Below are 12,292 nucleotides of genomic sequence, written 5' to 3' on the forward strand. Positions count from 1 at the left end.
AAGGGCTGTGGCAGCAATGAACGTTTTCAAGTATTTTCAGTGTCACCTGAACATTTTCATCTATCCTACATAATATGCTATATCAGCATCCGCCCATTATCATAGGCTATTTTCGCATACATTGTTGCTTTCGGAAAAATCCAAAGAGCCGGATTTTTCCCCGGTTACTAAGAGTTTATATTCTAATCGGAGGGACCAGCTCTTTTCTTTTCATGTTAAATAGGTCATTCCGGAAAATTAAGGTTGTTGTTCTTGGAAATTAGTATTAAATAGCCACAAAGTTACGAAAAGATCCTTATCATATTATAAATTTTGTCCACGGACAGCGCAAACGGGGAGATTCGAGATGTTCATTACATGCAGTACTTCCAACTTAATTACTGGGCAGCCTGTGTTGTCCATTCCGGAAAAAAACTTCAAGGAATGGAGGGCTTTCGCAGATCAAGAAATCCTGCTGGTCATCGGCCTTTCTCAATATATGGCCAAGGTGGCGCAGGAAGTATCCCGGCATGATAATTATGAACTGCTCTTCCCGGAAAATCATCCCTTCCGACTGCGGAGCTCCCATAACTTCTCAACAAAATTATCACAAAAACAAAGGACTCTTTTCTTAGGACCGGTCATAGCCGTTCTGACTGATGAGGATTCCTCTGGAAGACCTTCCATAGGACAATTGGGAACGTATTATGATGAATTGCATAGATTCACGAAACTGCAGGGAGGCTATTTCTTTCTGACCGGCACATCCCTTCTCAACCAGCAAAAAGGCCTCGTCTGGGATGAAGAAAATGGAGAGTGGCTCGAGGGAGGCGTTCCCTTGCCGGATATAGTGTACAACAGGATTCATTCACGAAAATCTGACAGATGTGAACCGGTACGGCAATTAATTAACCGTCTTGAGGAACAGGGTGCGTTTGTATTCAATTCATCATACTTAACCAAAGATGCTGTAAATGAACTGCTTTCAGGCGAAGACTCCATTCTCGATTATTTACCACATACGGAAACTTTCACCACATCCAGCCTCCGCCGGATGCTTGGGAAACATAATGACCTCTTCATCAAACATATTGCAGGAAGCCAGGGAAAGAAACTCCTTCGCCTTTCTTACTTAGAGAATGATTATCGTTTAATTCAAAACATAGGCGGCGAAACACTGCAGAAATCCTTCTCCTCTTTTGAAGAAACCGTCGAAGAACTGTCTGAATTGAAGGTTTCTTCCCACTTTATCATTCAGGAAACAATTGAACTCCTCAGCTCTGGTGATAGGGCGCTCGACTTCCGGTTCCTCTGCCACCTCATTGCCCCCGGTGAGTGGAAGCTGGTTTCCTCTGTTGCACGCATTTCAGGTGATGGCCAGTTTGTATCCAATATTGCACAAGGCGGGGACCTGGCCAAACCGTTGAAAGTTCTGAGTACTATCTTCAGCCGGGGCGAAGCAAACAGGATTTACAAGCTGATGGAAGAGTTGGCCCTTGCTGTCTGCAGCCGGCTTGCCGAAAAAAGTTCGCTGACTCTTGGTGAACTTGGAATTGACCTTGGTGTGGATAAGGCTGGAAAGCCCTGGATAATTGAAGTCAACTCCAAGCCATCCAAACAAACCTATTTTGATACCAGCACAATCCGCCCTTCCGTCAAAACCCTTTATCACCTATCAAAATGCATTTGGGAAGAAAGGAGAGCTTTATATGACAAGACTGGGAATTTTGATGCTGGAGCCTGATATCACTCATCCCTTTTACACGGGAATTGCTCAGACCAGTAATTCACATGGAGTGGAAGTACTATTATTTTCACCTCTCCAAATCCATCCCCAAACAGAGTGGATACAAGGTTTCCGCTTTTCTACGGAAACAGAATGCTGGGTAAAAGATATTTTTACAATACCCGAATATATTTATGATAGAACCTTTTATGGAGACGATTTCACCTCCAAACAAGCCAAGGCGATTGTCCAATGGCTGAAAAACAGAGATGACTTATGCTTTTTAGGATACGGACTGCCGAATAAATGGACGATTTACAGGCATTTAATCAAACGTGATAAAGTTTCTCCTTATCTTCCCGAGACGACCCTGATCCATTCTATCCCGGAAACGGTTGCTAAGATAAGAAGAGAAAAAACTGTCATCATCAAGCCCTTTGATGGCGCAAACGGAATGGGTGTTTTTGAAATACAATCTAAAAATGGACATTTCCAAGTGCGGACCACGAAAAAACAGGAAATAGCAGTAAAGGATATGGATGAGGAGACTCTTTCACGCTGGCTTGAGTCCTTGGTTTCAAAAAGAAGCTTTATCCTCCAGGGGCAGCTTGATAATAGAGATGAACAGGACCGGCCTTTCGATTTACGGCTGCTGCTTCAGAAGAACGAAAACGATAAATGGAGCGTTTCTTGTAAAGGCTTCCGAGTTGGAATTCCCGGTACTCTTCTCACGAACATTAGTGCAGGGGCTTCGGTGATTTCATATGAAGAATGGAAGAAAACACTAAAGCATTACAATTGGACCTACATTGAATCTGAACTCAGGGAGATCCTCTCCTCACTTCCAGGAATCTTAGAGGAAGAATTCGCACCCCTTTTTGAGATAGGACTCGACATCATTATTGGAAGAGACAGTTCTGTATGGGTCCTTGATATGAATTCCAAACCGGGGCATAAAATGCTTCAGCTTCTAAATGAGAACGAAATTAAACGGCTGCACTCTTTACCGCTGCGATACTGCAAAGCACTTCAAAGAAAAATGCCCGCCACAGGAGGCGATTCTTCTTGATAAAGCCCTATAAATTAGAAGTATTCAAAACAAAGGAAAAGATTTTCTATCTCCCTGTCAGCCTAAATGAGGAGAACATCATTTCCATCTCTCTTGGGACATCTCATTCTGAAGCACTATGCAGAAAGCACCCCAACGGAAGGAATGTTGCTGCCATCAGCTCGAGTCTCGCTGAGGAACTTTCCCTCCCTCCCTTTATCACGCATATATATATGTTTCAGCATGAAAACGCGTTGATCCTCGGTCCCCTGATCGGCATTTTCACATCAGGCTTCACGTCTTTCGTGATGAAACCGATTGGTGAGCGGTCATCCTTTTTTTCCAAGCTTCTTTCCTTGCAGTCCTCACTCGGGGTCATCCCTTTCGTATTCGGTGAAAACCATATTGATTGGGAGAACGGCCTTGTAAAAGGGCATTTCTACAGCAGGAACCAATGGGTGACTCATATAGTCCCGCTCCCCAATGTGATTTATGACCGGCTTCCGAACCGAAGAAGTGAAAAAAAATCAAGTTATCAGGAGATCAAAAACCGGCTGCAGCAGCAATATGGAATTCCTTGGTATAACCCCGGTTTCTTTAACAAACTTGAAGTATTCGAAAGATTGGAAAACGATGAAGAAGCCCTTCGTTACCTTCCTGAAACCCATGCTTTTCAATCATTCTCACAGATAGAAAGAATGATGGCGAAATACGGACACGTTTTCATCAAACCTAAAAACGGAAGCCTGGGGCTCGGTGTCCATCAATTTGCATTTAACCGAAAAACGGAAGAATACACATGCAGATTCCAGGATAAGAGCGGCAGGAACCGGCTGGTGAAATCAGCTTCCTTTGAAAAGCTGCTGCAGAGGATCATACCTCCAAAGATATTGAACAGGATGGTCATTCAGCAGGGCATCAGTCTGATAAAGTCAGAAGAACGAGCGGTCGACTTCCGAGTCCATACCAATAAAGATGAAAATGGAGAATGGCAAGTGAGCGCAATTGCCGCCAAGGTCGCCGGGGAGGGAAGTGTCACGACCCACCTCCATAACGGAGGCAGTGTCAAAAGTCTGCAGGAACTATTTCCAGATGAAAATCTCTGCCTGCGTACAGAGGAGAAACTCAAAACCGCCGCCATCACTTTATCCTCTGCGCTGGAACGGAATATGGAAGGTTTCATAGGAGAAATCGGCTTTGATTTTGGCATTGATGCCTTAGGCAGGGTCTGGCTGTTTGAAGCCAATTCTAAGCCCGGGAGATCGATCTTTTCACATCCCGACTTGAAATCATTTGATCTTCTGACAAGAAGGCTTTCCTTGTCTTTCGGCCTATATCTTACTCAGAAATCGATCAAGCAGCCTCAGGAGACTTTCAAATGAAAATCTATTATCAGCCGCAGAAAAAGATATTCTTTCACAATGATCCTTCTTTGTCCTCTCTTCTTTTTGGAAGGAACTCCTATATTTTATACAGAGAGAATGAACCTTATAAATATTGCTTTGACATTTCATCCAGGGGAACAATATGCAGCCCGGTCATCGGGATATTGACAGCGAAAGAAAAGGGAAGTTATCAAGGGAACTTCCCTTTGTTCCAGAATCTTCAGAAGGCCATCCAGTCCAAGGGCGGTCTTTCGTTTATCTTCTCGATGAGTGATATTGGAATAGAAAAAATTGATGGCCTCTGCTTTCATGAAGAAAAGAATATGTGGGTCCCTTGCACCTTTCCCATCCCAAACTTCATATATAACCGCATCCCTTCTCCTGCTGGTGAAAAAACGGAAGAATTCTTGAGTTTTTTACAGTGGGCGAAACAGCGGAACATCAATTTTTTCAACCCGCATTTCTTTAACAAATGGGAAGTTCATCAATCCCTTTCTCAGAGTGAGTCAGTGAAACCCCACCTTCCTGAAACACATCTGCTGCAGAATAGTGATGACTTATTTGCATATCTGGCTGAGAAGAAAAAAATCTATATTAAGCCTGTACTCTCTTCCAAAGGAAAAGGAATCAGGCTGATAGAACTTTGTGAAGACGGCCAGATCCTTTGTAAATGCACCAGGAAAATTGAAAAATACATTCGATTCGATCGTTTGATTCTGAAGTACCCTGAATGGTTTGAAACTGATAGATTCATTTATCAGGAAGCGATACACTGCAAAAAAATGAACGAACACCGCTATGACCTCAGGGTGCTTGTCCATCGCACAGAAACAGGATTTGGAATCACCGGAATCGGTATCAGGATTTCAGAACGTCAAGAGGTGACGACACACGTTCCGCAAGGCGGCCGGATCCTCCCTTTTCAGCGGATTGAATCCAAAGAACTCGTTAAAAAGATCGAGGTCTTAGCAGAGGATTGCGGTGATCAGCTTCAATCCACTTTCGGCCTCATCGGTGAATTTTCAATGGATATCGGAATCAGTGAAGATAATGCCTCCCTGATCCTCTTTGAGATTAATGCCAAACCTATGCGGTTCGACGAAAGTGAAATAGAAGAAAAGCGGCTGGAAAGCCTGGCAGATGCCTTTTTCCTTCTCTCCGGCACTGCCCGTCAGGTTTCTACTTAAGTGCATTATAGATGCAGCTGAATCTTACAGCATTGGCTGGAGCATCTACCATGATTAAAAATATCGGCTTATACACAGTCCGCCCCGCGCTTTCCATTAGCAGTTCACGATGATATTCAGCTTCTTTCAATTCCGACTTCAGTGCCATAAGAACACCTTCCCTGAAAGTCGAAAAATCCCTATTTTGTTTCTCAAGGGAATGATACTTTCCGGTCAGCAGGTAATACGCATACTGAAGAAGTTCACAGTGCTTCCTCTTGTCCCTTTCTGCCTGCACAATATATTCCCTGTAGACGGGATTATTGGCTTTAGCCTGCAGTTTCTTATAAAAATTGACCAAAGTCCATGACTGATCAATGCCCCTTTGGAGCCGATTGACAAACAGCATAACAACACCCCTTCACCAAAAACTACTTTATTATGACAGCGCGTCACTGCCCTAAGAGGGAATGTCCCTCATAGGGCAGTGACGCGTTACTTCGTTAAAAGGGACTGTCCCTTTTAGCGCTTTAATGCAATAAATCAAGCCGCTCTCAACAAGCTATAGTAAACCTTATGACAGATCCTACAATTTTATGTCACATTACAGGGATTCGCCGCAGGGTTTGTGGTTTGGGAGACCCCTCTGTGAAAAATCTGGAGAAAGGTTTAGAATAGGAAGAAACGGCCTAAGATGCCGGAGCAAACATGAGGGGGCAATAAGGTATGATTCAGCATTTTCAATTTAAAAATATGTACGCCAACAAAAATTTACCTGGATGGACTTTTTCCTTTTACTATAAAGGCACCAGATACGAAGGCAGCTATCACAAGAATGGCTCGATAGAATGGAAAGGGGCACAGCCTCCTTCTGTAGATGATGAAATGATACAAAAGCAAATTCACGAATTAATGCTGTTCCACGTATATGAGTGAATGATCATTGAATAAACTTCTCCTATCAATGCACAATAAAGAAAAGTGTTCTAAGGAGGAGTTAGATTGACAAAGAGCAAAAAAGCAGCGGAGTTCACTTCTGATACACATTATGAAGGAAAGAAGAAAGCATACCTGGATGTTGACAGAATCGTTAATGAAGGTCTGAGCGGTGGTTCCGTGCACATGCGGGAAGAGAGCTCCAATATTGAGCAGTCAATGGACCTTGTGAAGGAAGAGCCTCCAGCGGAACAAGGATAAAAAGGATCGGCTTCCCGGCTGGTCCTTTTTTCATTAGCCGCTAAATATTGAACTCTTTCAAGAGAAGTTTAGCACCGGTCCGGACACGCTCCCGCTGCCTCTGCTCATAAAGTTCAACCCGTCTCAGCTCCACTCAGGTTGAAAGGCCCCTGCCTGAAATCTTTTAGTTTTCAATTAGAATACCGAAAACGGGCAGTTTCTAAGGAAAGAATGGACAATGCACCATCCTCTTAAGACACTGCAAACAAATCCTTTTGAAACTCAACCAGCATTCTCGTAAAATGAAACTAATCAGAAAAATAAAAGAGGGAAAATAATGCTTTTAAAACTACACCATAAATATCCTGAATCGAAATTACTTAAAGTTCCCCCTTCAGAACAAAGCAAGGATCACCTTTGGCTGACCACAGAAGATAAAAAGGAGTTCCTTTCCATTCCTAAGAACTGCTTGTCGCCAAAGGAAACCGAACTGCTTCTCACTCTTTTTACAGAGGCAGATACAACAGGGAACGTTCAAAATAACTCTCCCGAGAGCCAAAGCTGGCATGATTTTTTATATGGAGGAGCTTCATTGGAGCTTAACACTTCTCCCAAGGATCGGTACCGCATCATACAATTTTCAATAGAAGATAAAGTGGAGAACGAGCTGCTTACAGAAGCACTCCGCAGTATATTCGCCGAGCAGGCGGTCATTGTTTTCAACTCTCCTGCTGCTGGTGCCATCGTGGAGAAAAAAACGGAAATGACTCTTCCTGAAGAAGAACTTCTATCAGCAGCAGCGGTGATTGAAGGGGATTTCTATGTTTCACCAAGATTTTTCATTGGAAGATTTTATTCCATAGATGATTCGTTTCTATCATTTTTTGAAGAAGAAAGAAATCTTTTCTCTTTTGCAGAAAATAATATTTCTAAAGGAAGGGTGTTTACGTTTCCATCCACCTTCCTTCCTTTTGTCCTCCACCACGTACCGAAAAAAACGAAAACCCGCATGTTCGCGGATATAAAGGATGTATTTGCAGAGGACGAAGAATTGAAAATAACGATCAAAACCTATCTTGAGAATCAATCGAATACAAGCCAGACGGCAAAGTCGCTATTCATGCACCGCAATAGTGTCCAGTATAGGATTGATAAGTTCATAGAAAAAATCGGCATCGATATTAAAACCTTTCAAGGTGCCTTAACGGTTTATCTGGCCTGCCTTGAAACGGAAGAGGATGACAACAACATGGGGGATTAAGCAACATGCCCAAACCCTCCATGATTTTTTTATGCACTTTACCCATTACAACAAGTAAGCGTTTTCTATTACAATGGTTTTAACAAAAAGATAGAAAACGGAGGAGAACAAAATGGCAGAATTACAAATGAAAAGCATTTATAAAATTTATGATAAAAATGTAACTGCGGTAAAAGACTTCAACCTTGACATAAAAGATAAGGAATTCATCGTATTCGTCGGCCCTTCAGGGTGCGGTAAGTCCACAACTTTGAGAATGGTAGCCGGTTTGGAAGAAATCTCAAAAGGTGATTTCTATATCGACGGCAAACGAGTAAATGACGTAGCACCAAAAGACCGTGACATTGCGATGGTTTTCCAAAACTACGCACTTTATCCTCACATGAGTGTTTATGACAACATGGCATTCGGTTTGAAGTTGCGTAAATTCGACAAGCAGGAAATCGACCGCCGCGTACAAGACGCAGCCAAGATCCTTGGCCTTGAATCACTTCTCGACCGTAAACCTAAAGCATTATCAGGTGGTCAGCGTCAGCGTGTGGCCCTTGGCCGTGCGATTGTCCGTGATGCAAAGGTATTCTTGATGGATGAGCCGCTTTCCAACCTTGATGCAAAACTTCGTGTACAAATGAGGGCGGAAATTGCCAAGCTTCACCAGCGCTTGCAGACAACAACGATTTACGTAACACATGACCAGACAGAAGCGATGACAATGGCTTCACGCATCGTTGTTATGAAAGACGGCCTGATTCAACAGGTTGGTTCTCCTAAAGAAGTTTATGACCGTCCTGAAAACGTATTTGTCGGCGGATTCATCGGATCTCCAGCAATGAACTTCTTCCGCGGAACACTTCAAGAAGGCAAGTTCTCATTTGGAGAAGATGCTGTTGAAGTTCCAGAAGGAAAAATGAAAGTGCTGCGTGAACAAGGATACATCGGAAAAGAGATCATCCTTGGTGTAAGACCGGAAGATATTCATGATGAGCCTCTATTCATCGACTCTTCCCAAGGTTCCAAAATCAGAGCGAAAATCGAAGTATCCGAATTGACTGGTGCAGAAACTATGCTGTATTCCCGCCTTGGCGACCAGGATTTCGTTGCCCGCGTTGATTCACGTACTGACGTAGAAGCAGGCCAAACAATCGACTTGGCATTCGATATGAATAAAACTCACTTCTTTGATGCAGAAACAGAAGACCGCATCCGCTAATCGACTAACAAAAAAACTGCGCTCATCCATTGAGCCGCAGTTTTTTTGTGCTTTGTTTAAAAGTTTCCTCTTCAAGAAAGCAGGATTACCTTAGATGGCTAAATCTCCTTGAATTTTATGACCCTTGTTTCATCATGTCGGCACTCTCCTGAAAACAGATGTACACATTCATCCGACCTGGAACTATCCGGGATTCCATCCGCCAGTTTGATTTCATCGATATCCATATAAGCGCTATAATCATCGAAGAAATCATATACCCTTCCCCTGTCCGTCAGCTTAGAACCACATTTTGAACAATCAATCTCCATACGGGTCACTCCATTGCATAATGCACATACCTTCATTATTATCACCGTTTTTCCGCAGAATTCATTCCTTAATATCCTTTGTTTATCCTTATGAATTATGTGATAATCATCTCTATCTTTTTAGGAATAAATTCCCTCTGACAATCTGGTATATATTCTTTTAAAAGTTCCATAATACAGAGTAACAGCAGCAAAAAAACATTCAACCACATTGATGGGTCATCCAAATGAGATGGCCGCAGAAACTTTGCGGGACTGGTGCAAGTCCAGTTGACCCAACCATAAAAACAACAAGGAGATGACAAAACATGCAAAACCAACAACAATCACGCAGCAATAACTCTAACCAACTAGTGGCTCCAGGAGCTCAACAAGCTATCGACCAAATGAAATTAGAAATCGCTTCTGAATTTGGTGTACAACTTGGTGCTGACACTACTGCACGTGCCAACGGTTCTGTAGGTGGAGAAATCACTAAGCGTCTTGTACAAATGGCAGAACAGCAAATCAGCGGTTCTCTACAACGTTAATCTAACTTAATATTAATATGGCTGCAGCCCCCGACTTTAAGTCAGGGGCTGCTATTTTTATATCGTCGTTTTCGTGGTGAAAGCAGATAGTTTCCGCTTAAGTCCGGACTCTTCCTCATTTCTCAATCCTGAATATAGAGAACGGCAAGCCTTTAACTGTCTTATTCATCTCCTCTATACCATTCTCGTTTACTGAACCGATAACAAATTACTTTTTCAAATTCACCATTTTAGCAGGATCGATCCAATCGTCGTATTGCTCTTCCGTCAGGTGCCCAGATCTTACGGCTGCTTCTTTGAGGGTAAGTCCTTCTTTATGAGCCGTTTTGGCAATCTCAGCTGCTTTCTCGTAGCCTATATATGGGTTGAGGGCCGTGACCAGCATGAGTGACCTGTTGACGAACTCCTCAATCACTTCATGGTTCGGTTCGATTCCTTGAGCACAATTTTCATCAAATGACTTAATTCCGTCTGCCAAAAGCCTTGTTGACTGGAGAAGATTATGAATGATGACCGGTTTGAATACATTCAATTCAAAATTCCCCTGGCTGGCAGAAAATCCAATGACAGCATCATTGCCAAATACCTGAGCTGATACCATTGTCAGCGCTTCACTCTGTGTAGGATTCACTTTACCCGGCATAATCGAACTTCCCGGTTCATTCGCTGGAATGGTAATCTCCCCGATTCCGCTTCTTGGTCCGCTTGCCAGCCAGCGCACATCGTTGGCGATCTTCATTACATCCGCAGCCAGCGCTTTCAAAGCACCATGAACATGAACAATTTCATCATGTGAAGTCAATGCATGAAACTTATTGTCCGAAGAAACGAATGCGTAACCCGTTTGCTTTTCCAACTGCCCGGCTACCATATCACCGAATTTCGGATCGGCATTGATCCCGGTACCAACGGCAGTTCCGCCAATGGCTAAATTCAACAGATGTTTGCTGCTTTCATCCACCATTTTTAGTGACCTTTCAATCATTGTCCTCCAGCCACTGATTTCCTGTCCAAGGGTCAATGGTGTAGCATCCTGCAAGTGAGTCCGTCCTATTTTGATGATGTCCATGAATTTCTTCTCTTTTTCATTCAAAGTATCATGAAATTGCTGCAGCACGGGCTTGAGATTTTCATGAATTTCTTTATACGCCGCAATATGCATGGCAGTTGGAAATGTGTCATTTGAACTTTGTGACATATTCACATCATCATTCGGATGGACCTTCTCATCACTTTCTATCATCTGATTGGCTCTGTATGCGGTTACTTCGTTTACATTCATATTGGATTGAGTGCCGCTGCCGGTCTGCCAAACGACCAATGGAAAATGTTCATCCAGCATGCCTGAAATAATTTCATCGCACGCCTTGACGATTGCATCCTTCTTGGTATCAGAAAGCTTTCCCAGCTCATTATTGACAATGGCAGCCGCCTTTTTCAACTGCGCAAACCCATATGTAACCTCCAGAGGCATTCTTTCATGGCTGATCTTGAAGTTTTGCCTGCTTCTCTGAGTCTGAGCTCCCCAAAACTTATCAGCAGGAACCTCAATTTCTCCAATCGTATCACGTTCTGTTCTATATTCCATTCCGACTCCTCCTTAAAAAACGTTCTCTCTTCTATTTTTCCACTAAGAATTAAGAAATAACATCATTGGCAAAATAATGTAGAAAAAATCTTCTATATTAAGGCTATGTAGGATAGAGCGCTCACAATACTTTGTTTTTGTGCTGGCTTTTCATGCAGGTCATTGCCGGAGTTGATGAGGAACCAGGTTTGATTCTGCTCGTGGTGCTTGCTCGGGGATATCTACTTCATCTTTTGCGGAATCACGTATCCACGATGCTGGCAAGGTGTCTCTTATGTATCTTTTGCGGGAGCGTGTACCCATGACGCTGGAGTGGGGCATCTTCTTTGTCTTTTGTCTGGTTCATATACCCAAGGCGCTGGCTTGGATACATCTTCTTCTCCTTCCGACCTCAGTCATGTACCCAAGGGGCTTGCTTGGATACATCTTCTTCACCTTCCGACCCCCATCATGTACCCTAGACGCTTGCTTGGATACATCTTCTTCTCCTTCCGACCACAATCATGTACCCAAGATGCATGATTGGATACACCTTCTCCACCTTCCGACCTCCATCATGTAGCCAAGGGGCTTGCTTGGATACATCTTCTTCACCTTCCGACCCCCATCATGTACCCTAGACGCTTGCTTGGATACATCTTCTTCTCCTTCCCACTACAATCATGTACCCAAGGTGCTTGCTTGGATACATCTTCTTCTCCTTGCCACCACCATCATGTACCCAAGGCGCTGGCTTGGATACATCTTCTTCTCCTTGCCACTACAATCGTGTACCCGAAGGCGCTGGCTTGGATACATCTTCTTCACCTTCCGACCTCCATCATGTACCCTAGACGCTTGCTTGGATACATCTTCTTCTCCTTCCAACCAACATCATGTACCCAAGGGGCTGACTTGGATACATCTTCTTCA

General features: G+C 43.3%; 12 protein-coding genes. 9 read left to right on the plus strand and 3 right to left on the minus strand.

All coding sequences use genetic code 11. The features are described from left to right. Nucleotides 1–346 precede the first annotated feature (346 nt). From B9Z54_RS09970 to B9Z54_RS09985, 4 genes are read left to right on the plus strand one after another with little or no spacing between them, the layout of a single operon-like run. Nucleotides 347–1,723, plus strand: coding sequence for a YheC/YheD family endospore coat-associated protein (locus tag B9Z54_RS09970; RefSeq protein ID WP_113928253.1), 1,377 nt, complete (start codon nucleotides 347–349; stop codon nucleotides 1,721–1,723). Further along, nucleotides 1,689–2,774, plus strand: coding sequence for a YheC/YheD family endospore coat-associated protein (locus B9Z54_RS09975; protein WP_113928254.1), 1,086 nt, complete (start codon nucleotides 1,689–1,691; stop codon nucleotides 2,772–2,774). Before B9Z54_RS09970 ends, B9Z54_RS09975 begins: the two co-directional genes overlap by 35 nt. Further along, nucleotides 2,771–4,135, plus strand: coding sequence for a YheC/YheD family endospore coat-associated protein (locus B9Z54_RS09980; RefSeq protein WP_113928255.1), 1,365 nt, complete (start codon nucleotides 2,771–2,773; stop codon nucleotides 4,133–4,135). The genes B9Z54_RS09975 and B9Z54_RS09980 overlap by 4 nt, the downstream gene beginning before the upstream one ends. After that, entirely contained in the window at nucleotides 4,132–5,325 is a 1,194-nt protein-coding gene (locus B9Z54_RS09985; RefSeq protein ID WP_113928256.1) for a YheC/YheD family endospore coat-associated protein, read from the plus strand. The genes B9Z54_RS09980 and B9Z54_RS09985 overlap by 4 nt, the downstream gene beginning before the upstream one ends. Here B9Z54_RS09985 and B9Z54_RS09990 read toward each other — a convergent pair. Further along, a complete protein-coding gene (locus B9Z54_RS09990; RefSeq protein WP_113928257.1) occupies nucleotides 5,318–5,713 on the minus strand; it encodes a hypothetical protein in 396 nt (131 codons plus the stop codon). The two genes, B9Z54_RS09985 and B9Z54_RS09990, sit on opposite strands and share 8 nt — an antisense overlap. Before the next feature lie 317 nt (nucleotides 5,714–6,030). Between B9Z54_RS09990 and B9Z54_RS09995 the strand changes: the two genes are divergently transcribed. The 4 genes from B9Z54_RS09995 to B9Z54_RS10010 all read left to right on the plus strand — a co-directional run bounded on the left by B9Z54_RS09995 (nucleotide 6,031) and on the right by B9Z54_RS10010 (nucleotide 8,951). Next, complete coding sequence (locus B9Z54_RS09995) at nucleotides 6,031–6,240, plus strand: YheE family protein (protein WP_113928258.1); 210 nt, start codon at nucleotides 6,031–6,033, stop codon at nucleotides 6,238–6,240. 66 nt (nucleotides 6,241–6,306) lie between these two features. Continuing rightward, nucleotides 6,307–6,501, plus strand: a complete 195-nt coding sequence (locus tag B9Z54_RS10000; protein WP_113928259.1) for a hypothetical protein — start codon at nucleotides 6,307–6,309, stop codon at nucleotides 6,499–6,501. Nucleotides 6,502–6,817: 316 nt separating this feature from the next. Next, nucleotides 6,818–7,741 carry a PucR family transcriptional regulator gene (locus B9Z54_RS10005; protein ID WP_113928260.1) on the plus strand — a complete coding sequence of 308 codons (924 nt, stop codon included), beginning with the start codon at nucleotides 6,818–6,820 and terminating at the stop codon, nucleotides 7,739–7,741. Between the two features lie 112 nt (nucleotides 7,742–7,853). Continuing rightward, entirely contained in the window at nucleotides 7,854–8,951 is a 1,098-nt protein-coding gene (locus B9Z54_RS10010) for an ABC transporter ATP-binding protein (RefSeq protein WP_113928261.1), read from the plus strand. Nucleotides 8,952–9,049: 98 nt separating this feature from the next. On the opposite strand, the gene B9Z54_RS10015 is transcribed toward B9Z54_RS10010, so the two are convergent. Further along, nucleotides 9,050–9,262: a hypothetical protein gene (locus B9Z54_RS10015; RefSeq protein WP_240189874.1), complete on the minus strand. Its 213-nt coding sequence runs from the start codon at nucleotides 9,260–9,262 to the stop codon at nucleotides 9,050–9,052. A 308-nt stretch (nucleotides 9,263–9,570) separates the two neighbouring features. Here B9Z54_RS10015 and B9Z54_RS10020 point away from each other — a divergent pair, with 308 nt between their 5' ends. Beyond that, nucleotides 9,571–9,792 (plus strand): alpha/beta-type small acid-soluble spore protein, encoded by a 222-nt coding sequence (locus B9Z54_RS10020; protein WP_113928263.1) that lies wholly within the window; start codon nucleotides 9,571–9,573, stop codon nucleotides 9,790–9,792. A gap of 208 nt (nucleotides 9,793–10,000) precedes the next feature. On the opposite strand, the gene fumC is transcribed toward B9Z54_RS10020, so the two are convergent. Further along, nucleotides 10,001–11,380, minus strand: a complete 1,380-nt coding sequence (gene fumC, locus B9Z54_RS10025) for a class II fumarate hydratase (RefSeq protein ID WP_113928264.1) — start codon at nucleotides 11,378–11,380, stop codon at nucleotides 10,001–10,003. Between the last annotated feature and the right edge of the window lie 912 nt (nucleotides 11,381–12,292).

The organism is Bacillus sp. P14.5 (genome assembly GCF_003316765.1).
Classification (GTDB): domain Bacteria; phylum Bacillota; class Bacilli; order Bacillales; family Bacillaceae_B; genus Rossellomorea.

Bases quoted from the DNA above. Each gene is read 5' to 3' on its own strand.
- B9Z54_RS09970 (WP_113928253.1), top strand. From the start codon at position 347: ATGTTCATTACATGCAGTACTTCCAACTTAATTACTGGGCAGCCTGTG.
- B9Z54_RS09975 (WP_113928254.1), top strand. From the start codon at position 1,689: ATGACAAGACTGGGAATTTTGATGCTGGAGCCTGATATCACTCATCCC.
- B9Z54_RS09985 (WP_113928256.1), top strand. From the start codon at position 4,132: ATGAAAATCTATTATCAGCCGCAGAAAAAGATATTCTTTCACAATGAT.
- B9Z54_RS09990 (WP_113928257.1), bottom strand. From the start codon at position 5,713: ATGCTGTTTGTCAATCGGCTCCAAAGGGGCATTGATCAGTCATGGACT.
- B9Z54_RS09995 (WP_113928258.1), top strand. From the start codon at position 6,031: ATGATTCAGCATTTTCAATTTAAAAATATGTACGCCAACAAAAATTTA.
- B9Z54_RS10005 (WP_113928260.1), top strand. From the start codon at position 6,818: ATGCTTTTAAAACTACACCATAAATATCCTGAATCGAAATTACTTAAA.
- B9Z54_RS10010 (WP_113928261.1), top strand. From the start codon at position 7,854: ATGGCAGAATTACAAATGAAAAGCATTTATAAAATTTATGATAAAAAT.
- B9Z54_RS10015 (WP_240189874.1), bottom strand. From the start codon at position 9,262: ATGGAGATTGATTGTTCAAAATGTGGTTCTAAGCTGACGGACAGGGGA.
- B9Z54_RS10020 (WP_113928263.1), top strand. From the start codon at position 9,571: ATGCAAAACCAACAACAATCACGCAGCAATAACTCTAACCAACTAGTG.
- fumC (WP_113928264.1), bottom strand. From the start codon at position 11,380: ATGGAATATAGAACAGAACGTGATACGATTGGAGAAATTGAGGTTCCT.